We start from the raw sequence: 19,178 nt of genomic DNA, 5'->3' as shown, positions 1-19,178 counted from the left end.
TTAATCCCTTGTTAATTTATGATACCTAGCCTCTTCATCGTATTTCTCGATATTTCAAAGCGAAATTTTCCGCTTTAATTCGATAGGTAAAACGCTAGTCTTGGGCACAGTTCTTACGGGATTAAGTACATGCAGCTACGCAATTCTCCCGCCCGGTACGGCTGGGTCAGCATGGTTCTACACTGGGGCGTCGCCTTGGTGGTGTTTGGTTTATTCGCATTGGGCCTGTGGATGGTCGGCCTCGACTACTACAGCGCCTGGCGCAAAGATGCGCCCGACTTGCACAAGAGCATTGGCATCACGCTGTTTGCCATCATGCTGGTGCGTATCGTCTGGCGTCTGGTCAGCCCGCCGCCACCGCCGCTGGCCAGCTATAGCCGTATGACGCGGATCGGTGCTGCATTTGGCCATGCGTTCCTGTATCTGGGGCTGTTTGCCGTGATGATTGCCGGTTACCTGATTTCCACCGCCGACGGTGTCGGTATTCCGGTGTTTGGCCTGTTTGAAATTCCTGCCGTGGTTTCCGGTCTACCGGACCAGGCAGACACAGCCGGTTGGGTGCATCTGTACCTGGCCTGGGTGTTGGTGGTCTTCGCCGGTTTGCATGGCGTGGCTGCATTGAAACACCACTTTATCGATCGTGATGCGACCCTGACACGAATGCTGGGGCGCAAAGCCTGATGTTCAACCTCGACTCACAAGGAATAGAAAGCATGTTGAAAAAAACACTCGCTGCGCTGGCAATCGGTTCTGCTCTGCTGTCCGCAGGTTCGGCGATGGCCGCTGACTACGTGATCGACAAGGAAGGCCAGCACGCCTTCGTCGATTTCAAGATCAGCCACCTGGGCTACAGCTACATTACCGGTACCTTCAAGGACCTGGACGGCAAGTTCAGCTTTGACGCCGCCAAGCCGGAAGACGCCAAGATTGAAGTTAACGTGCGTACTGCCAGCGTGTTCTCCAACCACGCCGAGCGCGACAAGCACGTCAACAGCAAGGACTTCCTGGAGTCGGGCAAATTCCCTGATGCCAAGTTCGTCTCCACCAGCGTCAAGCCAACTGGCAAAAATGCTGATGGCAAGCTGACTGCTGATGTGACCGGCGACCTGACCTTCCACGGTGTGACCAAGCCGATCCTGGTCAAAGCCACGTTCCTGGGCGAAGGCAAGGATCCATGGGGCGGCTACCGTGCCGGCTTTGAAGGCACCACCAACATCAGCCGCAAGGAATTCAACAAAGACGGTATGGACGTAGGTCCACAGTCTGACAACGTTCAGCTGTACATCACGTTTGAAGGTGTGAAAGCGAAGTAATTTTCGCCGCGCATACAAAAATGCCCCGCATCTTTCGATGCGGGGCATTTTTTTGGCTGGGGATTCGTGTTGCCTAGCCGGGCCTCATCGCAGGCAAGCCAGCTCCCACACTTGAAATGCATTCCCTTGTGGGAGTGGGCTTGCCCGCGATGGCGATGTAGCGGTCAACGCCTATGGCTTTGGAGCTCAGCGGTTGCGGGTCAGCAGCGCCGGTTTCTCACCACGAGGACGGCCTGGCAGTTGGTCCAACTGCTCGGGTGTCGGGAAGCGATCAGCTTTCGACTCCTTGTGGATGATCTTCGGCGCCGGGCCACCACGCGGGTTTTGCACCGCTGGCTCGGACAGACGCGGCTGGTCGTCACGGGCCGGGCGGCGGTTGTTGCTGCGCGAATCTTCGCGACGCGCCTGGCCGTCACGCGGTGCACCATTACGCGGGCCGCTGCGCTTGGCAGGCGGAGTACCGGTGCTGCCGCCGCTGCTGTTGCGTGGACCGTTCTGACGGCCACCCTGTGGCTGGCCGCCACGGGGAGCACCCGCACCGGCGCCTTGTGCCGGGGCACCTGGACGACGGCCACGGCCCTGGGCCGGCTTGGCCTGGGGCACGTAGTCGACGCGGTTACCGAAGTTATCCACATCGTCGTCGAGGAACTCGTCCGGGGCACGGTCAGCGGCGGCGCGTGGCGGCTGGCTAGGCTGGCGCTGTTCGCGGGCCGGGGTGCCTTCACGTGGCTTTTGCTCACGGGCCGGGCGTTCACCTCGGCTGCTGGTGGCGGACTTTTCCTTGCCCTTGTCCTTGCCTTTGTCGCGACGACCACCGCCGCCACCGCCGCCGTTCGGGCCATCGCCCTTCGGACCGCGTGGGTTGCGCGGGTTACGCACATCCGGACGCTCGCGGGCTTCAGGTTTCTCGGCCTCCACGGCGCTGGCATCGAAGCCCATCAGGTCGCCGTCGGCGATTTTCTGCTTGGTCATACGTTCGATGCTTTTCAGCAGTTTTTCTTCGTCCGGTGCGACCAGGGAAATGGCCTCACCCGAACGACCGGCACGGCCAGTACGGCCGATACGGTGCACATAGTCTTCATCGACGTTCGGCAGTTCGAAGTTGACCACGTGTGGCAACTGGTCGATATCCAGGCCGCGGGCGGCGATATCGGTGGCGACCAGGATGCGCACAGTGCCGGCCTTGAAGTCGGCCAGGGCTTTGGTGCGAGCGTTCTGGCTCTTGTTACCGTGGATGGCAACAGCGGTGAGGCCGTGTTTGTCCAGGTACTCGGCCAGGCGGTTGGCGCCGTGCTTGGTGCGGGTGAAGACCAGCACCTGTTCCCACGCGCCGTGGGTGATCAGGTGCGCCAGCAGCGAGCGCTTGTGGCTGGCGGCGAGGCGGAATACGCGTTGCTCGATACGCTCGACCGTGGTGTTCGGTGGCGTGACTTCGATGCGCTCCGGGTTGTGCAGCAGCTTGCCGGCCAGGGCCGTGATGTCCTGGGAGAACGTTGCCGAAAACAGCAGGTTCTGACGTTTGGCCGGCAGGCGTGCGAGGACCTTTTTCACGTCATGGACAAAGCCCATGTCGAGCATGCGGTCGGCTTCGTCCAGCACGAGGATTTCCACGTGGGACAAATCGACGCTGCCCTGGCCGCATAGGTCGAGCAAACGACCCGGGCAAGCGACCAGTACGTCAACGCCACGGGACATGGCCTGAACCTGTGGGTTCATGCCGACACCGCCGAAGATGCAGGCGCTGACGAACTTCAGGTCGCGGGCGTACAGCTTGAAGCTATCGTGGACCTGGGCTGCGAGTTCGCGGGTAGGGGTCAGGACCAGTACACGCGGTTGGCGCGGGCCGTGACGCTGGGATTTGTCCGGGTGACCGTTGGGAAACAACCGCTCCAGAATCGGGAGGGCGAAACCACCGGTTTTACCGGTACCTGTCTGAGCCGCGACCATCAGGTCGCGACCTTGCAACACGGCGGGAATGGCCCGCTGTTGCACCGGAGTAGGCTCGGTATAGCCCGCTGCCTCGATGGCGCGGACTAAAGCCTCGGAGAGACCGAGGGAAGCAAAGGACATGAGTAATCCTGTTTTAGTTAGGGCTTGGCCCAAAGGGATAATCTTGCCGGGCGTGAATGGCGCTTAGGGGAGCGCAATCCCGTCCGGTCCTGCTGTGTCTGGCGGGCACTCCACCGGCTCGCGCGGGCTGCAAAGCTGCGCAGTAGCTGGGTTGGGTGCCTTTTTCAAGACCCGAGCGGCCGGGCGTAAGCCTGGCGGAAAGGCCGGAGTATAACAGAGCAATCACGGCGCGCTGCTTTCCTGCTGCTCAACGGCGTGTCCGGAGGCTGATATCGGGGAGGTTTGCGCCTGCATCCCACCATATTTGGCGCTCAAGGCGGCATAGGCCGGCTCTTGCTTGAAGCGCTTGAGCTCGGCGGCAAAGCGCTGTACCAACAGGTCCATGCCGGCTCCACGGCGCACCGCGAGAAATTGTTGTTGGCGGCTGACCACCACTGCCGCCTGGCTGACTTTGCCCTCAAGGCCCAGGGTCTTGATGATGTGCTGCCCCACTCGCCGGTCAGTCACGACCATGTCGATGCGTCCGAGCATCAGCTTGCCGAAATTGGCTTCATGGCTGGGGGCAGGCTCGCGCTCGAATGCGCTGGACCCACTGAACGTCTCGCCATAGAGGTAGCCGGGTGAGATGCCGACAGTCAGGCCACGCAGCTCATCGAGGGTTGTGGCGGGGTGAGGGCGATCATTGGCGTAGAACAGGACGAATTCGACTTCCGACAAGGGTTCACTGGGGTAGAGCAACTGGGCGTCGCGTTCATGGCTGTGGAAAATATCCAGCGCGCCATCGGCGTGACCCTGCTCGAGCATCGCCAGGCAGCGCTTCCAGGGCAGGAATTGCCATTGCACTTCCACGCCCAGACGTTGGAACACGGCCACTGTGGTTTCGTAATCCAGGCCGGCCCTGGTGCCGTTATCGTCGTAGACATAGGGCGCCCAGGGCTCGGTGACAATGCGCAGTTTCTCGCCATGAGCGACCAGGCTCAGGCAAGAAAAAAGCACGGCGGTCAGTAGCTTGAAAATGGCGGGCATACCTTGAGGTTACGACGCTCCCGACAGAAAGAGAAGCTCTACCACGCGCATTGGCGGGCGGTGTTATTTCGCCGGAGCGTCCAGCAAGTGTTCGTGGATCGCGGCGCGACGCTCGCCCAGTATCAGCCGCACCACGGGGTTGGCGAACCAGTGTTCCAGTTGGTGGGCATCCAGTGGGCGCTTCTGGCGTTCTTCCTGGTTTTGTCGTGCCTTGTCCCACCAAACCGGACCGCAGGCCTGATCGAACTCGTTTTCGTGCTCGTAGCAACCATAGAGGATTTCACGAATGAACTGTTGCTGGTGCTTGGGCAGCAGCAGGGTGATCAGCTTGTACATCAAGCGCTGCAAGCGCGGCGGGCGCGGCAGGTGCGAGGAGACCTGGCGGGTATCGGCCAGGGCCTGCGCACTGGTTGGGGCGCTGGCGTGTTTGGCGATCCACGCCTTGACCTTGGCCCGGAACAGCTGTTTGCGGCTCCAGTAATGGTGGATCAGGTCCGGGCATTCGCGCACGTTGACGGTGCGGTAGGCGGCGATGGACAGGCAGAACTCTTCCAGGGTGTAGGCGCCCTGGGCGTGGGGGAACAGTTCATCCATCAATTCGATGGAGCGGTCGAGGATGTGTGCATCCTGTTGGGTCAGGCCCATGACCCCGGAATTGAGGGTCATCATGTCATCGTCGGCCACGCCCATCTCCAGCAGGCGCTGGTGCAGGGCGGTGTAGAGGATGCTTTCGTGGTTGTCGCCGTACTTGGTGTAGAAGGCGTTGCACAGCAGGGTGCCGGGCTGCACGCGCTCGAACAGGGCCATGGGCGAATGGTGGAAGAACGTGTCGGTGTCGATCAGCAGCGCCACCTCCGACTCTTCCAGTACCTGGCGCAGTACCACGTGTTTGGTGCGGAAATGATAACCGTGGGGCTCGCTCCAGCGTTTGCGAGTGGCCTCGTCCAGTGGGCGCACGCGTACCGGCAGCAAGTGATAAGGCTCTGGATTGTCGGTGAACACCTGGATGTCCACGTTCGCGTCCGGGGTGTCCTGCAGGAACGCCAGTGCGCTGGCGATGCTGAATACCGCTTCCTGGTGGTAGGTCTGGGCACCGAAGACCAGATAGACCAGTTGCGGGCGGGAAGTCGGGGACACTGTATTCATGGACTGCGGGGTTCCGTGGGTCACGTAAAACGACAAAGGCCCTCGTCTGAGGGCCTTGGTACAACCGAACAGACCTCAGCGTGGCAGCTTGAGGTTGTTCCAGACAGCAAGACTGGGTTCAGATTGGTTCAGGGTATAGAAATGCAACCCTGGCGCACCACCCTGCAACAATTGCTCACACATCTCGGTGATGACCTGCTCGCCGAAGGCCTGGATGCTTTTGACGTCGTCGCCATAGGCTTCCAGTTGCTTGCGCACCCAGCGGGGGATTTCGGCACCGCAGGCGTCGGAGAAACGTGCCAGCTTGCTGTAGTTGGTGATCGGCATGATGCCCGGCACGATCGGGATATTCACACCCATCGCTTGTACACGCTCGACGAAGTAGAAGTAGCTGTCGGCGTTGAAGAAGTACTGGGTGATCGCACTGTTGGCGCCGGCATTAGCCTTGCGTACGAAGTTCTGCAAATCGTCTTCGAAATTGCGCGCCTGGGGGTGCATCTCCGGGTAAGCGGCCACTTCGATATGGAAGTGATCGCCGCTTTCTTCGCGGATGAAACTCACCAGGTCATTGGCGTAGCGCAGCTCACCGCTGGCCATGCCCATGCCGGACGGCAGGTCGCCACGCAAGGCGACGATACGCTTGATGCCGGCAGCTTTGTATTGGGTCAGCAGACCACGCAGGTCGGCCTTGCTGTCGCCCACGCACGACAAGTGCGGAGCGGCGGGAATTTTGACTTCGCTTTCCAGCTGCAACACGGTGTTGATCGTGCGGTCGCGGGTCGAACCGCCGGCGCCGTAGGTGCAGGAGAAGAAGTCGGGGTTGTAGCTGGCCAGCACCTTGGCAGTGGCCATCAGCTTTTCATGCCCAGCATCGGTCTTGGTCGGGAAAAACTCGAAGCTGTAGCGACGGTCTTGGGACATGGTCATACCCTTTGAAACCCAGAATTGCGGAGTGTGTACACCGTCGATGTGGGAGGGGGCTTGCTCCCGATGGCGGAGTGTCAGTTAATAAATATATTGACTGACCCACCGCCATCGGGAGCAAGCCCCCTCCCACATTAAAGCCCGTTCCCCCACAGGGAGAGTGGGCAGCAGGTGTATCAGTAGCGGTAAGCGTGCGGCTTGAACGGACCTTCAACCGTCACACCGATGTAGTCGGCCTGGGTCTTGGTCAGTTGAGTCACGACGCCGCCGAAGCCGCGGACCATTTCCAGGGCCACTTCTTCGTCGAGTTTCTTGGGCAGTACTTCAACGGTCAGGCGCTCGGCTTTCTGGGCTGGCGACAGGTCGGCGTACTTCTGTTCGAACAGGAAGATCTGCGCCAGTACCTGGTTGGCGAACGAGCCGTCCATGATGCGGCTTGGGTGACCGGTGGCGTTGCCCAGGTTAACCAGGCGGCCTTCGGCCAGCAGGATCAGGTAGTCATCGTTCTGCGGGTCGAAATTGCCGGCGCCGGTACGGTGAACCTTGTGCACCTGCGGTTTCACTTCTTCCCATGCCCAGTTCTTGCGCATGAATGCGGTGTCGATCTCGTTGTCGAAGTGGCCGATGTTGCAGACAACGGCGCGCTTCTTCAGGGCCTTGAGCATGTTCGCATCGCACACATTCACGTTACCGGTGGTGGTGACGATCAGGTCGATCTTGCCCAGCAGGGCCTTGTCGATGCTTGCTTCGGTACCGTCGTTGATACCGTCGATGAACGGCGAAACCACTTCGAAACCGTCCATGCAGGCTTGCATGGCGCAGATCGGGTCAACTTCGGAGACCTTGACGATCATGCCTTCCTGACGCAGGGACTGGGACGAACCCTTGCCCACGTCACCGTAGCCGATCACCAGGGCTTGCTTGCCCGACAGCAGGTGGTCTGTGCCACGCTTGATTGCATCGTTCAGGCTGTGACGGCAGCCGTACTTGTTGTCGTTCTTGCTCTTGGTCACCGAGTCGTTGACGTTGATGGCCGGGATCTTCAGCTCGCCCTTGGCCAGCATATCCAGCAGGCGGTGCACGCCCGTGGTGGTTTCTTCGGTCACGCCGTGGACGCGGTCGAGGATCTGCGGGTACTTCTTGTGCAGCAGTTCGGTCAGGTCGCCGCCGTCGTCGAGGATCATGTTGGCATCCCATGGCGCGCCATCCTTGAGGATGGTTTGCTCCAGGCACCACTCGTACTCTTCTTCGGTTTCGCCCTTCCAGGCAAATACCGGGATACCGGCGGCAGCGATAGCGGCGGCGGCCTGGTCCTGAGTCGAGAAGATGTTGCACGAGGACCAACGCACTTCGGCACCCAGGGCAACCAGGGTTTCGATCAGTACGGCGGTCTGGATGGTCATGTGGATGCAGCCCAGAATCTTCGCGCCCTTGAGCGGCTGTTCAGCGGCGTACTTGCGACGCAGGCCCATCAGGGCCGGCATTTCGGATTCGGCGATAAAGGTTTCGCGACGGCCCCAGGCAGCGAGGGACATGTCGGCGACTTTGTAGTCGTTGAAATCTGCAGGCGTCATTACAGCGCTCATAGAGAGCCTCCATTCGTAGTGTGCGAATGGGCGCCGTTGTGCGTTTAGTATCAGGCCAGGGCAACCAGGCCGGACAACGCCCCATCCGAGCCTGACAGGTTGAACCTGCTGCAGCGCCCCTCGGACAGGTGGCGGGAGAACGGTATCAATCGAAGATGACCGTTTTGAAACGGAGGCGATTATAGCCGTGTATGTGGCACTTCCCAAGCCTTTCTGTCGGCGGCATGAAGATCGCGCATGGGGGCGATAGGCAATGGCTCATAGAGCTTGGGCCCTGGCTCTGCCATGATGTTGCCCATCATTTGGCAAGACGCTTTGGAGTGATCATGAACTTCCACACCCGCAAATGGGTAAAACCCGAAGACCTCAACCCCAACGGCACCCTGTTCGGTGGCAGCCTGCTGCGCTGGATCGATGAAGAAGCAGCCATTTACGCGATTGTCCAATTGGGCAACCAGCGCGTGGTGACCAAATACATCTCCGAAATCAACTTTGTCAGCGCCTCGCGCCAGGGCGACATCATTGAACTGGGTATCACCGCCACTGAGTTCGGCCGCACCTCCATCACTCTGACCTGTGAAGTGCGCAACAAGATCACCCGCAAAAGTATCCTGACGGTGGAAAAAATGGTCTTCGTCAACCTGGGCGAAGACGGTTTGCCGGCGCCCCATGGCCGTACCGAAATCAAGTATGTGAAGGACCAGTTCCAGGACGACGGTCTTTCTGAGTAACACCTGCGCGACGTGATTTGCGTTACCAAATCATTCCGTGTGGATCCTTCCGAGGCTCTCTCATCACTCAGGCCTACACCCTGTAGAGAGAGCCTCATGTATGAAAGTCTCCAGTTCTGTTGTAGAAAATAAGCCTCTTTCGTCTCAAACCTTCAGCCAGGACGTGAAGACGCCTTTGGTCAAGGGCGTGGGCGAGCGCAACCTGAGTATTTATCGGCATAGCGATGGCCGCGTCGAGGTGGTGCTGTCACCGCCGCCGCCCGCTCACTTGGTGCTCAGTGGCGGTGGCGCCAAGGGCATTGCCTTTCCCGGGATGGTGCAGGCGCTTGAAGACGCCGACAAACTCAAAGGCGTCAAGGTGGTGTCGGGCTCGTCTGCCGGTGCGATTTCTGCAGCGTTACTCGCCAGTGGCATGGACGCGAAGGCGTTCACGCAGTTGTCGAACAGCCTCGACTTGCCCAGCCTGCTCAATAGCAAAGATCCGATCCTGGCCTGGCTGCAGGATGCCAGTTCCAAACTTGGCAAGCTTGCGGGCAATCTACCTGGCCCGGGCGGCAATATTTCGCAACTGCTGCTGACCCTGCTGCCGCGCCTGCAAACCGAGGGGCAGCCCCTGGAAGAATTGATTCGCAACCAGTCACGTCAATCGATTCTTGCCCATATCGAGCGTATGCCCAAGGCGGACCGCCCGCCTGAAGTCACGCAAATCGCCGACCGGCTCAAAGCCGGAGCCGGGCCCACCTTTCGCGACCTGGAGGTGTTGAGCCGCCATATTCCGGCGATCAAGCAACTGAACATCACGGGCACAGGCATGTTCGACGGTCGTCCACAGTTGGTGGTGTTCAATGCCAGCCTGACGCCAGATATGGACATCGCCCGTGCTGCGCTTATTTCGGGGGCGTTGCCGGGCCTGTTCAAGAGCCCGTCCGAACAGGGCCATGGGTTTCAGGCGGATGCAGAGGTTACGGCGTTTCAAGACGGAGGGCTGCTCCTCAATACCCCTGCCCCCGGTGTCATTGAACGTTCGTTTCCGCAGAGCCCTTTGGGCAAGGACGAATCGCTGATCGTCAAGTTCGAATCCGAGCAGAGCTCACCACCGCGCCAGAGCGGTGGTTTTTTCAGCCATTTGGCTGACAAGTTCACAGGCACGCCGCATACCGCGGCTGAAACCTACCAAGATGACCGGCTCAAGGCGTTTTCGGATCAAACGGTGACATTGCCGTTGAACTCGAACAAAGGCGATTTTCGCGGCCTGCTCAACGGCACCGTCAACTTCACCATGACGCTTGAACAGAAACAGCATTTGCAGGCCCAGGCTCGCCAATCGGTGTCGAGCCACCTGCAAAAGCGTGAACTGACACGTGAGCGCCATGAGTTCGCCTCCCTGGACGATGCTGTGTTGGCGATGGATGATCAAATGCTTGCCAGCGTGCAGGGTGAATTGCGCAAGGACCCCGCCAGCGCAGACGCACTGCGGTTTCGCGATGAGGCGAAACAGGCGTTGGAGGCGTTGGACAGTGCAATTACCGAAGCCAACCAATCCGACACGTCCCTGAAGATTACTCCGAAGATTGCTGCGGCCTTACGCAACCTGGACTCTCTCGCCAGCAGGCCCGAGCACATCGAGTGGTTGGGCAAACGTCTGAATACGCCGGGCCAGCGTAATTTCCAGCAGCTTTTACAGGTGGGCGCCAAGCAAAAATCGGGCAGTGTGCCAAGTATGTCCAAGGTATTGAGCAGTGCCGTCGCCGAGATGCAAAGTCGGGATATCGGGGTGAAAGCTGAAAACTTTACGCGGGAGGTCATCTACCCATCGCTGTACCGTCCTGGCCAGCCGGCATCCAACGTTGAGCTGCTGCAACGTGCGGTGCGTGACTTAAAAGAGGCGAAGACGCCACAAGACTTCAATAGCGTGCTCGATGGCATCATCAAATACTATCAAGCGCGCAATAAACCTTGGAGCAAACCCGTGAGTTCCACCACCGTGGAACAGGCCAAGGCGTGGCGCATTCCGGTTTAATTGCCGGGCCATTGAACAGCCATCGTCGCGGCATGTCGTAGCTTCAGGCACCCCTCGGACTTTGGTACATCATGGCCACTCAAGCAGACGGCAAGACCCCCAACCTGTCGCAGGAAGAGCAGCAGGACGTCGACAAGAACCAGCCGCCCCGTGCGGCGGTTCTTCACGAAATCATCCGTACCCAGGGCGACCAGGAGCTGGAGCGCAGTGTCGCCGCCTTATGGTGGTCGGCACTGGCCGCCGGACTCACCATGGGCCTGTCGTTGATGGCGATGGGTTTGCTCAATTCACGCCTGCCGGACGCCGAGGGCTTCAAGGTGATAGCCAGTTTTGGCTATTGCGCGGGGTTTCTGGCGGTGATCCTCGCACGCCAGCAACTGTTCACCGAAAACACCCTGACCGCGGTGCTGCCGGTCATGAGCAAGCCCACTCTGGGCAATGCTGCACGTCTGCTACGACTATGGACAGTCGTGTTGGTAGGCAATCTGTGCGGCACTTTGCTGGTGGCTTATGTGATGTTGCATTTACCGATTTTCGATACCAAGACCGACCTGGCCTTTCTTGAAATCGGACGCAAGATCATGGAGAACGATTCTGGCCAGATGTTTGCCAAGGGCATCGTTTCCGGCTGGATGATCGCCACCATGGTGTGGATGATCCCATCAATGGAAAGCGCAAAGATGTGGATCATTATCCTGATCACATACCTTATGGCCCTGGGTGACTTCACGCATATCGTCGTCGGTTCGGCGGAAGTGTCATACCTGGTGTTTGCCGGCGAGCTGCCGTGGAAGGATTTCTGGCTGGTGTTTGCCGGACCGACCCTGGCGGGCAATATCATCGGCGGCAGTTTTATCTTCGCCCTGATCAGCCATGCGCAGATTCGCAGTGAGAGCAGCCTGCCAGGCAAAGCTGCTGCGGACCCTCGGCATCCGCAGCCGACTAGAAAAGATCAGTGATGTTCAGGCGTGGCCTGGGGTTCGCCCCGGGTCACGTGTTTGACCAGCTTGCCGATGCTCAACCCCTGCAACAGGATCGATGACAGCACCACGATGTAGGTGATGCTCAGCAACAAGTCGCGCTCCGGACCCAGGGGCAGCGCCAAGGCCAAGGCCACCGAGACACCGCCACGCAAACCACCCCAGGTCAGGATGCGGATAGTACCGCGCGGTACCGTGCGCCAGCGCCGCAGCAGCAAGATCGCCGGGGCCACCGTCAACAGGCGCGAGAGCAGGATCGCCACGGCGAGCAAACTGGCCGCGAATACGTGCAGCCAGTTGAATGGCAACAGCAGCAATTCCATGCCGATCAGCGCAAACAGCAAGGCGTTGAGCATGTCATCAAGCAGTTCCCAGAAACCATCCAAGTAGCGACGCGTCATGTCGTTCATCGCCAGCTTGCGTCCCAGGTTGCCGATGATCAGCCCCGCGACCACCATTGCAATCGGTGCGGACACGTGCAGTTGCGAAGCCATGGCCGAACCGCCGATCACCAGAGCAAGGGTCAGCATCACTTCGATCTGGTGCTGTTCGATACTCTTGATCATCAGGTACACGAGGTAGCCGGTCAGCCCGCCGAATAGCACGCCGCCTATGGCCTCGTGGGCAAACAGCAGGGCAGTGGCGCCCGCGGTAGGCGTCTCGCCCAACTGCGCGATACCCAACAGCACGGTAAACACCACCACGGCGGTGCCATCATTGAACAGCGACTCGCCGACAATGGTGGTCTTCAATGGTTTCGACGCATTGGCGGTACGCAGCACGCCGAGCACCGCAATCGGGTCTGTAGGCGAAATCAGCGCGCCGAACAGCAGGCAGTAGAGGAAGCTCACGTGCCAGCCGAACAGGGCGAAGATGTAATAGGCCAGGCTGCCGATCACCACGGTGGCGATCAACACGCCAAAGGTGGCCAGCAGGCCGATGGGCCAGCGGTAACTGCGCAAGTCGTTCAAGTTGACGTGCAAGGCGCCAGCGAACAGCAGGAACGAGAGCATCCAGTTCATCAGCAAGTCGCCGAAGTCGATCTGGCCGATCAGTTGCTGGATGCGCTCTTCCAGGCCGGGATAGCCGATAAAGCTCAGGCCCTGCAGGATCAGGGAAAAAAGCAGCGCAGTGACCATTACACCGATGGTCGGCGGCAGGCCGATAAAGCGGTAGTTCACATAGGTGAGCAGGGTGGTGAGGCAAATGAAGGCGGCGACAAGTTCGAGCATCCGGGGTCCTTGGAGCAGGGAAATGTAGGCGCATGGGGGGCGCCGAGGTGGTGTTTAGTATAAACAGGTGAAGTTACATCACGAATCAATTGAGGAGGTTCTGGTGGTAGCGACAGCCCTGGTGCTGGTCGCACCCGCTGGATTACCTGGTGTGGCTGATATTGATCAGTGCCTGGCCATTTCCGTTGCTGGCGCTGGTGCGCAAGCGTGCGGCCTTCAGCCTGTTCTGGCGCACTCAATGGCGGTTGGGCCTGAGCGTGGGATTGTGCGTGTTGTTGAGCTACGCTTTGGTGCTTTGGGCCATGCAGTTGGGCTCGATTGCCGAGGCGGCGGCGTCGCGGGAAGTCAGCGTGATCCTGGTGGTGCTGTTCGGCATGCGTTACTTGAAAGAACCTTTTGGCCGTCCACGGCTCATAGCTTGTGGGTTGGTGCTGATCGGCATGTTCGTGATGAAACTCTAACCGTCGGATAAATCCAAAAAAGGAATGAGTGATGACAGTCGCTTTCTGGTGTGTGTTGATCGCAATTTTTCTGCCCTATCTATGCACGGGTGTCGCCAAGTTCAGCACGGGCAAGTTCGGAGCTCGGCACAACCACGACCCGCGTGCTTTCCTCGATACCGTTGAGGGCGTCGCCAAGCGCGCCAACAATGCGCAACTCAACAGCTTTGAAGTGACCCCGGCGTTTGCCGCGGCGGTGGTCATTGCGCACATGGCCGGCAACGCCGAACTGGTGACGATCAATGTGCTGGCGGTGCTGTTTATCACCAGCCGCCTGCTGTACATCATTTGCTACCTGGCCGATTGGGCGATTTTGCGTTCGCTGGTGTGGGCCGTGGGAATGGCGTTGATTGCGAGTTTTTTCTTTGTCTCGATCTAACGCCTGATGCAAATCCTTTGTGGCAGGGGGCAAGGCGAATCGTCGCACCGCCCCTCCCACATTTCATTATCAGCGTCTGTCAGGTGCCGGCGGGGGCATCCGGTACTTGCGGCAGCGCCGCGCCTTTGGGCCACAGCATCCAGATTTGCCCTTGTTGTTTCATATTTCCTGCCAGCTCTCCCGCCGCATCACCTGTGCCCCAGAACAAGTCTGCCCGTACTTCGCCGGTGATTGCGCCGCCGGTGTCCTGGGCCGCGACAGGTCTGGTGATCGGTGAACCATCGGGTTTGGTGGTCGACAACCACAATAGGCTACCCAGCGGGATGACCTTGCGGTCCACCGCCACGCTGTAGCCGGCGGTCAATGGCACGTTCAGCGAACCGCGTGGGCCTTCGTTACTGTCGGGGCGTGCGCTGAAGAATACGTAGCTGGGGTTGCTCGCCAGCAGTTCGGGAATGCGCTGCGGATGTGCCTTGGCCCAGGCGCTGATGGCGCCCATGGTCACCTCTTCTTTTTTCAGCTCGCCTTGCTCTACCAGCCAACGGCCGATTGGGCGGTACGGGTAGCCGTTCTGGTCGCCGTAACCTACGCGCAGTTGGCGCCCTCCCGCCAGTTGGATACGCCCTGAGCCCTGGATTTGCAGGAATTGCAGGTCCATTGGGTCGGTCAGCCAGGCGATCGGCTTGGCAGTGGAGCCCTGGCTGTTGACGGTGCTGGCGTCGTCATAAGGCTTGAGCACCCGACCTTCCAGGCGTCCACGCAGGCGCTTGCCTTTAAGCTCCGGGTAGATGCTTTCGAGGTTGACGATAATCAAGTCATCCGGCACGCCGTAGACCGGCACATGGGCGGTAGCGGTTTTGGTCAGGCTGCCGGGGTAGACCGGCTCGTAATAACCGGTGATCAAACCATTGGGTGTGTTGTTGGCCGAACGCAAGCCGAAGACATCGAGGTGTTCCTTGAGAAAGCCGCGAACCGCCACGGCATTGCCCGGTACGCTGGCCGCTGCCGCGCAGGTGGTGCCCCATACCGGGTCGGCTTTGAGGCGCTGGCAGGCGCTGCGCCAGGATTCAAAACCGGCCAGCAAATCGCTGTCGGAGACCACCGGCAAGGCTTCCCAAGGTGCGCTCACATAGGTGGCGACCGCATGGGGTTTGGCTTCTTCTTTGGCGACCTCTTTGCCGGCATCTTTACCTGCATCGCAGCCGGCCAGCAGTGCGATCATTGGCAGAGCCCACGCGAGTCGGCGGCTCCAGGGTTTCGCGGTGATATTCATGTAAGCATTTCCTGAAGCGATTACCCATGCTTCATTGCATTCGGGCAACCCTTATTATTAATAGGGCTATTGGTCTTTGCGGGCGGGGCGAGGATACTGGCCGCCGTTTCCCGTGACCTGAAGCCATCATGATTCTAAAAAAACTGACCGTTGTACTGCTGGCCTGCCTGGCCTTGTCCGCCTGTGGCGGTGTTGACCCCAATTCCCCACTGGGCCAACGCAAGGCGATCTTCAAGCAGATGCTCAAGACCGGCGAAGACCTGGGCGGGATGTTGCGCGGGCGTATCCCGTTCGACGGTGCCAGGTTTGCAGAAGGCGCGGTCAAGCTGGATGCGTTGTCCCATGAGCCGTGGAAGCACTTCCCAAGCGTGCGCGAAGAAGATCACACGAGCGCCAGGGACGACGTGTGGCAGAAACAGGCGCAGTTCCAGCAACTGGCCCGCGACCTTGAGGCGGCCACCGGTGAATTGGTGATCGCCAGCCAAGTGCAACCCTACAAGGCCAGTAACCTTCAGCCGGCGGTGCAAAAAGTCGAAGACGCCTGTAGCGCCTGCCATAAACAGTTCCGCGATCACTGATCGTTTTTACTGGTCGAGTTCTTCCACCGCGTCCTGTAGTTCTTTGCGCGACTCGGCCAGTTTGTCCTTACGCTTGTTGATCTTGTCCGGATCGCCTTTTTTCATGGCCTTGTCGAGGTCGGCCTGACGGCGGGAGACTTCGTGCTTGGCGTCGAGCACTTTGTTTTCACGTTCTTTTTTCAAGGTGGCGTCGGTGCAGTTGGCGGTGACTTCGCTCAGGGCTTTTTCCAGGCCGGCCTGTTGGGCGCTGTTACCGTGGGCCTTGGCTTGTTCGATCTGGCTGCTGATGGCCTGGCGCTTGGCGGCGCAGCCGGTGAGCGGTTGCGCTTCTTCGGCGGCCAGCAGTGGCATGGTTGTGAAACTTGCGAGGGTCAGCAAGGCAAAGGGGGCGAGAAATTTCATCTATAAAGCTCCAAGGTCGCAATCAGGTGGCCGGGTGGCGTTCAAAACCCATCTATCCCGGCCTCGCGTAATGTTTCAGCCAAGGCTTGCACCTGCGGGTCGCGAAAAAACGCGCTCAGTTGCGCTGCACGACCCGGGCCGATGCCGTCTGAGGCCAGCCAGGCTTGGGTGTCTTTGGCGGCCAGCGTCTGCCAGTCGCCCTTCAGGTTGTTGCGCGCCGCTGGCGGTACGCCCAAGGCCTTGAGCCATTGTGAAAAAGGGCGTTGCCGGGCGTTGTTAAAACTGTCGAGCACTCGCTCACGAGTGCGATCACCGAAGCCCTCAATGGTAGCAAGCTGCGCCGCATCCAGGGTTAACCAATCGAGAAAGCCTGCGATTAGACCGGCCTGGATCAATATGTTCCAGGTTTCACGGCCCATATGTGGCAAGGCCAGGCCCTGTTTGCCGCTCAGCCAGGTGAGGCGGGCGAGTAATTGATCTTCGCAGCCGGGCTCCATTTGCCAGCAACTCAGGGCGTGAAAATCGCGAGGGTTGGGTAGCTGCATGTCCACACGGGTTTCGTTGCGCAGGATCACCTCGTCCAGTCGGGGAATGACCTGGCCCGCCAGGCTGATCGACACATGGTCGCCGGGGCGGATATCCAGGGCTTGCCAGCGTTTCAGGGAGCCGGCGCTGACCCGGCTGATCTGCCGATCATCCAGCCACACGGGTTCCAGTTCGAGGATGGGGGTGATGCGCCCGGTGCGACCGATCCTGAATTGCACCTTGCGCACCAGTGCCAGGGCTTTGATGGCTGGGTACTTCCAGGCGACCATCCAATAAGGCGCACTGGCTTGCCAGCGCTCGGCGGGTGCCCGTGCAGCCTGGTGCAGCACCACGCCATCGCTGGCGAAGGGCAGCGGTGCGTTGTACCAATGCGTGCGCCAATGAGTGGCTTCGCTGATGTGCGCAATGGGGTGGCTATAACGCTGTGTATCGCTGAAGCCCCAGCGCGTCAGGGTGGCCAGGCGCTCGGTGAAGTCCGCCGGACCGTCAGGCCAGGCCCAGACGAACAAGCCGATGCCTGCCGCCTCAGCGTCGCTCAATTGTCGCCGGTTCATCAGGCCGGCCACTTTGCTGCGCGCATTGAGCCCACCGTTTATCGCTTGCACATGGTGATCAAGGCGCCAGTAAAGTTCGCCTTGCAGCACCACATCAATCGCGTCTGGCAGCTGTTGGACGATACCGGGGATCCTGGCGGCCGAGGCCGACCAATCGTGGCCCAGCACGCCATCGCCTCGGCTGATGAGTTGCTGCAAGCGGCCCTCGCGATAGACGAGCGTCACCGCCACCCCATCGACCTTGGGTTGGATCCATACATCCTGGCGGGTGCTGAGCCACTCCTTGACTGCCGGTTCGTCTGGCAGCTTTTCCAGGCCGGTGTGCGCGACTGGGTGCCGTAACGTGCCGCGTGAACTGGCCAGCGGGTTTTCCGCTTTCGGCGTGGCTTGGCGTGTGCATTCACGCCATTGCGCCAGGCGCTGGCGGGCCTGGTCGTAGAGTTCGTCACTGATGGGGGATTGGCCCTGGCGGTGGTAACTGTCGTCCCACTGGCTGATCTGCCTGGCCAAGCTGTCGAGTTGCAGGTGAGCGTGATCGGGGCACGTTTCTGCCCACGTCCAGCTGGATAAAACACTGAGAAAAAAAGCCATGAACATATGCATCATGAGCATCCTTGCTCGAAAAGGGAGCCCAGCCTAAGTCATCCAGGCGCCCACAAAAAAGCCCCGATTGCTCGGGGCTTTTTACCGGGTGTTTCTGTATACAGCGCGAACGCTTACAGGCCGGCAGCGATACGCAGGTCGTTGGCTCGGTCGGTTTTTTCCCAGGTGAAGGTGCTGAAGGTGTCATCGCCAACAGTCTTCTGCGCAGGGGTACGGCCGAAGTGGCCGTAGGCTGCGGTTTCCTGATACATCGGGTGCAGCAGGTCGAGCATGGTGGTGATTGCGTAGGGGCGCAGGTCGAAGATTTCACGCACCAGCTTGACGATTTTCTCGTCGCTGATCTTGCCGGTGCCGAAGGTATTCAGCGAGATCGACGTAGGCTGCGCCACGCCAATAGCGTAGGAAACCTGAATTTCGCAGCGCTCGGCCAGGCCGGCAGCCACGATGTTCTTGGCCACATAACGACCGGCATAAGCGGCCGAACGGTCAACCTTGGACGGGTCTTTACCCGAGAACGCGCCACCGCCGTGACGGGCCATGCCGCCGTAGCTGTCGACGATGATCTTGCGACCGGTCAGGCCGCAGTCGCCCACGGGGCCGCCGATGATGAACTGTCCGGTCGGGTTGATGTGGAACTGGGTGTCCTTGGTCAGCAACTCGGCAGGCAGCACGTGCTTGACGATCAGCTCCATCACGCCTTCGCGCAGGTCGGCGTAGGACACGTCCGGGTTGTGCTGGGTCGACAGCACAACGGCGTCGATACCCACGACTTTGCCGCCTTCGTAACGGCAGGTCACCTGGGACTTGGCGTCCGGGCGCAGCCAAGGCAATACCCCGGATTTACGTGCTTCGGCCTGGCGTTGCACCAACTGGTGCGAGAAGGTGATCGGCGCCGGCATCAGCACGTCGGTTTCATTGCTGGCGTAGCCGAACATCAGGCCCTGGTCGCCGGCGCCCTGGTCTTCAGGCTTGGCACGGTCTACACCCTGGTTGATGTCAGGCGATTGCTTGCCGATGATGTTCATCACGCCGCAGGTCGCGCCGTCGAAGCCGACGTCGGAGCTGTTGTAGCCAATGTCGGTGATCACGTCACGAACGATCTGCTCCAGGTCGACCCAGGCTGTAGTGGTGACTTCGCCGGCGATGATCGCCACGCCCGTTTTCACCAGCGTCTCGCACGCCACACGGGCGAACTTGTCTTCAGCGATGATAGCGTCCAGCACCGCGTCAGAAATCTGGTCGGCGATTTTGTCCGGATGCCCTTCAGACACGGACTCGGAGGTGAAAAGGGAGTATTCGCTCATCTCGATGTTTT

General features: G+C 59.9%; 17 protein-coding genes, 1 pseudogene and 1 riboswitch. Of the genes and pseudogenes, 8 read left to right on the top strand and 10 right to left on the bottom strand.

Going from position 1 to position 19,178, the window contains the following annotated elements:
* The first annotated feature begins 129 nt into the window (after nt 1-129).
* Together LJX92_RS25005 and LJX92_RS25000 are read left to right on the top strand one after the other, a co-directional pair.
* A complete protein-coding gene (locus LJX92_RS25005) occupies nt 130-681 on the top strand; it encodes a cytochrome b (RefSeq protein WP_032878972.1) in 552 nt (183 codons plus the stop codon).
* A 32-nt stretch (nt 682-713) separates the two neighbouring features.
* Entirely contained in the window at nt 714-1,313 is a 600-nt protein-coding gene (locus LJX92_RS25000; protein ID WP_014720298.1) for a YceI family protein, read from the top strand.
* A gap of 186 nt (nt 1,314-1,499) precedes the next feature.
* Here LJX92_RS25000 and LJX92_RS24995 read toward each other — a convergent pair whose 3' ends face one another.
* From LJX92_RS24995 to ahcY, 5 genes are all read right to left on the bottom strand, one after another.
* A complete protein-coding gene (locus LJX92_RS24995; RefSeq protein ID WP_032878973.1) occupies nt 1,500-3,383 on the bottom strand; it encodes a DEAD/DEAH box helicase in 1,884 nt (627 codons plus the stop codon).
* Nucleotides 3,384-3,605: 222 nt separating this feature from the next.
* On the bottom strand, nt 3,606-4,409 hold the full coding sequence (locus LJX92_RS24990) for a substrate-binding periplasmic protein (RefSeq protein WP_148854552.1): 804 nt from the start codon (nt 4,407-4,409) through the stop codon (nt 3,606-3,608).
* A 63-nt stretch (nt 4,410-4,472) separates the two neighbouring features.
* Nucleotides 4,473-5,555: a hypothetical protein gene (locus tag LJX92_RS24985; protein ID WP_032878976.1), complete on the bottom strand. Its 1,083-nt coding sequence runs from the start codon at nt 5,553-5,555 to the stop codon at nt 4,473-4,475.
* Between the two features lie 75 nt (nt 5,556-5,630).
* Nucleotides 5,631-6,476: a methylenetetrahydrofolate reductase [NAD(P)H] gene (metF, locus tag LJX92_RS24980; RefSeq protein WP_005792219.1), complete on the bottom strand. Its 846-nt coding sequence runs from the start codon at nt 6,474-6,476 to the stop codon at nt 5,631-5,633.
* A gap of 179 nt (nt 6,477-6,655) precedes the next feature.
* Nucleotides 6,656-8,065: an adenosylhomocysteinase gene (gene ahcY, locus LJX92_RS24975; protein ID WP_005792218.1), complete on the bottom strand. Its 1,410-nt coding sequence runs from the start codon at nt 8,063-8,065 to the stop codon at nt 6,656-6,658.
* 21 nt (nt 8,066-8,086) lie between these two features.
* Nucleotides 8,087-8,193, bottom strand: a riboswitch (S-adenosyl-L-homocysteine riboswitch).
* A 198-nt stretch (nt 8,194-8,391) separates the two neighbouring features.
* On the opposite strand from ahcY, the gene LJX92_RS24970 reads away from it, so the two are divergent.
* The 3 genes from LJX92_RS24970 to LJX92_RS24960 all read left to right on the top strand — a co-directional run bounded on the left by LJX92_RS24970 (nt 8,392) and on the right by LJX92_RS24960 (nt 11,775).
* Nucleotides 8,392-8,796 carry an acyl-CoA thioesterase gene (locus LJX92_RS24970; RefSeq protein ID WP_032878978.1) on the top strand — a complete coding sequence of 135 codons (405 nt, stop codon included), beginning with the start codon at nt 8,392-8,394 and terminating at the stop codon, nt 8,794-8,796.
* Between the two features lie 100 nt (nt 8,797-8,896).
* The gene (locus LJX92_RS24965) at nt 8,897-10,816 is read left to right on the top strand and encodes a patatin-like phospholipase family protein (protein WP_228309070.1); all 1,920 of its coding nucleotides are present in this window, start codon (nt 8,897-8,899) and stop codon (nt 10,814-10,816) included.
* A gap of 71 nt (nt 10,817-10,887) precedes the next feature.
* On the top strand, nt 10,888-11,775 hold the full coding sequence (locus tag LJX92_RS24960) for a formate/nitrite transporter family protein (protein ID WP_005792214.1): 888 nt from the start codon (nt 10,888-10,890) through the stop codon (nt 11,773-11,775).
* On the opposite strand, the gene LJX92_RS24955 is transcribed toward LJX92_RS24960, so the two are convergent.
* Nucleotides 11,769-13,028: a cation:proton antiporter gene (locus LJX92_RS24955; protein WP_228309069.1), complete on the bottom strand. Its 1,260-nt coding sequence runs from the start codon at nt 13,026-13,028 to the stop codon at nt 11,769-11,771. The genes LJX92_RS24960 and LJX92_RS24955 overlap by 7 nt on opposite strands.
* 125 nt (nt 13,029-13,153) lie before the next feature.
* Here LJX92_RS24955 and LJX92_RS24950 point away from each other — a divergent pair.
* Nucleotides 13,154-13,489, top strand: a pseudogene (locus LJX92_RS24950) (EamA family transporter); the annotation flags it as partial.
* Nucleotides 13,490-13,520: 31 nt separating this feature from the next.
* Nucleotides 13,521-13,907: an MAPEG family protein gene (locus LJX92_RS24945; protein ID WP_032878985.1), complete on the top strand. Its 387-nt coding sequence runs from the start codon at nt 13,521-13,523 to the stop codon at nt 13,905-13,907.
* Between the two features lie 79 nt (nt 13,908-13,986).
* On the opposite strand, the gene LJX92_RS24940 is transcribed toward LJX92_RS24945, so the two are convergent.
* Entirely contained in the window at nt 13,987-15,180 is a 1,194-nt protein-coding gene (locus LJX92_RS24940) for a murein transglycosylase A (protein WP_228309068.1), read from the bottom strand.
* 128 nt (nt 15,181-15,308) lie between these two features.
* Here LJX92_RS24940 and LJX92_RS24935 point away from each other — a divergent pair, with 128 nt between their 5' ends.
* Nucleotides 15,309-15,758, top strand: a complete 450-nt coding sequence (locus tag LJX92_RS24935; protein ID WP_032878990.1) for a c-type cytochrome — start codon at nt 15,309-15,311, stop codon at nt 15,756-15,758.
* Between the two features lie 6 nt (nt 15,759-15,764).
* Here the strand turns inward: LJX92_RS24935 and LJX92_RS24930 are convergent, their stop codons facing one another.
* The 3 genes from LJX92_RS24930 to metK all read right to left on the bottom strand — a co-directional run bounded on the left by LJX92_RS24930 (nt 15,765) and on the right by metK (nt 19,167).
* Nucleotides 15,765-16,160, bottom strand: coding sequence for a DUF1090 domain-containing protein (locus tag LJX92_RS24930; RefSeq protein ID WP_103734251.1), 396 nt, complete (start codon nt 16,158-16,160; stop codon nt 15,765-15,767).
* A gap of 41 nt (nt 16,161-16,201) precedes the next feature.
* Entirely contained in the window at nt 16,202-17,866 is a 1,665-nt protein-coding gene (gene ligB, locus LJX92_RS24925) for an NAD-dependent DNA ligase LigB (protein WP_228309067.1), read from the bottom strand.
* A gap of 110 nt (nt 17,867-17,976) precedes the next feature.
* Nucleotides 17,977-19,167: a methionine adenosyltransferase gene (gene metK / locus LJX92_RS24920; RefSeq protein WP_032878996.1), complete on the bottom strand. Its 1,191-nt coding sequence runs from the start codon at nt 19,165-19,167 to the stop codon at nt 17,977-17,979.
* Nucleotides 19,168-19,178: the final 11 nt, after the last annotated feature.

The organism is Pseudomonas sp. HN8-3, from assembly GCF_020790195.1.
In the GTDB taxonomy this organism is placed as follows: domain Bacteria; phylum Pseudomonadota; class Gammaproteobacteria; order Pseudomonadales; family Pseudomonadaceae; genus Aquipseudomonas; species Aquipseudomonas synxantha_A.
This window is presented reverse-complemented; position numbering and strand designations above follow the sequence as displayed.

Excerpts from the sequence above, each read along its gene's own strand:
- LJX92_RS25005 (WP_032878972.1), top strand. The coding sequence starts at position 130 with ATGCAGCTACGCAATTCTCCCGCCCGGTACGGCTGGGTCAGCATGGTT.
- LJX92_RS25000 (WP_014720298.1), top strand. The coding sequence starts at position 714 with ATGTTGAAAAAAACACTCGCTGCGCTGGCAATCGGTTCTGCTCTGCTG.
- LJX92_RS24995 (WP_032878973.1), bottom strand. The coding sequence starts at position 3,383 with ATGTCCTTTGCTTCCCTCGGTCTCTCCGAGGCTTTAGTCCGCGCCATC.
- LJX92_RS24990 (WP_148854552.1), bottom strand. The coding sequence starts at position 4,409 with ATGCCCGCCATTTTCAAGCTACTGACCGCCGTGCTTTTTTCTTGCCTG.
- LJX92_RS24985 (WP_032878976.1), bottom strand. The coding sequence starts at position 5,555 with ATGAATACAGTGTCCCCGACTTCCCGCCCGCAACTGGTCTATCTGGTC.
- metF (WP_005792219.1), bottom strand. The coding sequence starts at position 6,476 with ATGTCCCAAGACCGTCGCTACAGCTTCGAGTTTTTCCCGACCAAGACC.
- ahcY (WP_005792218.1), bottom strand. The coding sequence starts at position 8,065 with ATGAGCGCTGTAATGACGCCTGCAGATTTCAACGACTACAAAGTCGCC.
- LJX92_RS24970 (WP_032878978.1), top strand. The coding sequence starts at position 8,392 with ATGAACTTCCACACCCGCAAATGGGTAAAACCCGAAGACCTCAACCCC.
- LJX92_RS24965 (WP_228309070.1), top strand. The coding sequence starts at position 8,897 with ATGAAAGTCTCCAGTTCTGTTGTAGAAAATAAGCCTCTTTCGTCTCAA.
- LJX92_RS24960 (WP_005792214.1), top strand. The coding sequence starts at position 10,888 with ATGGCCACTCAAGCAGACGGCAAGACCCCCAACCTGTCGCAGGAAGAG.
- LJX92_RS24955 (WP_228309069.1), bottom strand. The coding sequence starts at position 13,028 with ATGCTCGAACTTGTCGCCGCCTTCATTTGCCTCACCACCCTGCTCACC.
- LJX92_RS24945 (WP_032878985.1), top strand. The coding sequence starts at position 13,521 with ATGACAGTCGCTTTCTGGTGTGTGTTGATCGCAATTTTTCTGCCCTAT.
- LJX92_RS24940 (WP_228309068.1), bottom strand. The coding sequence starts at position 15,180 with ATGAATATCACCGCGAAACCCTGGAGCCGCCGACTCGCGTGGGCTCTG.
- LJX92_RS24935 (WP_032878990.1), top strand. The coding sequence starts at position 15,309 with ATGATTCTAAAAAAACTGACCGTTGTACTGCTGGCCTGCCTGGCCTTG.
- LJX92_RS24930 (WP_103734251.1), bottom strand. The coding sequence starts at position 16,160 with ATGAAATTTCTCGCCCCCTTTGCCTTGCTGACCCTCGCAAGTTTCACA.
- ligB (WP_228309067.1), bottom strand. The coding sequence starts at position 17,866 with ATGATGCATATGTTCATGGCTTTTTTTCTCAGTGTTTTATCCAGCTGG.
- metK (WP_032878996.1), bottom strand. The coding sequence starts at position 19,167 with ATGAGCGAATACTCCCTTTTCACCTCCGAGTCCGTGTCTGAAGGGCAT.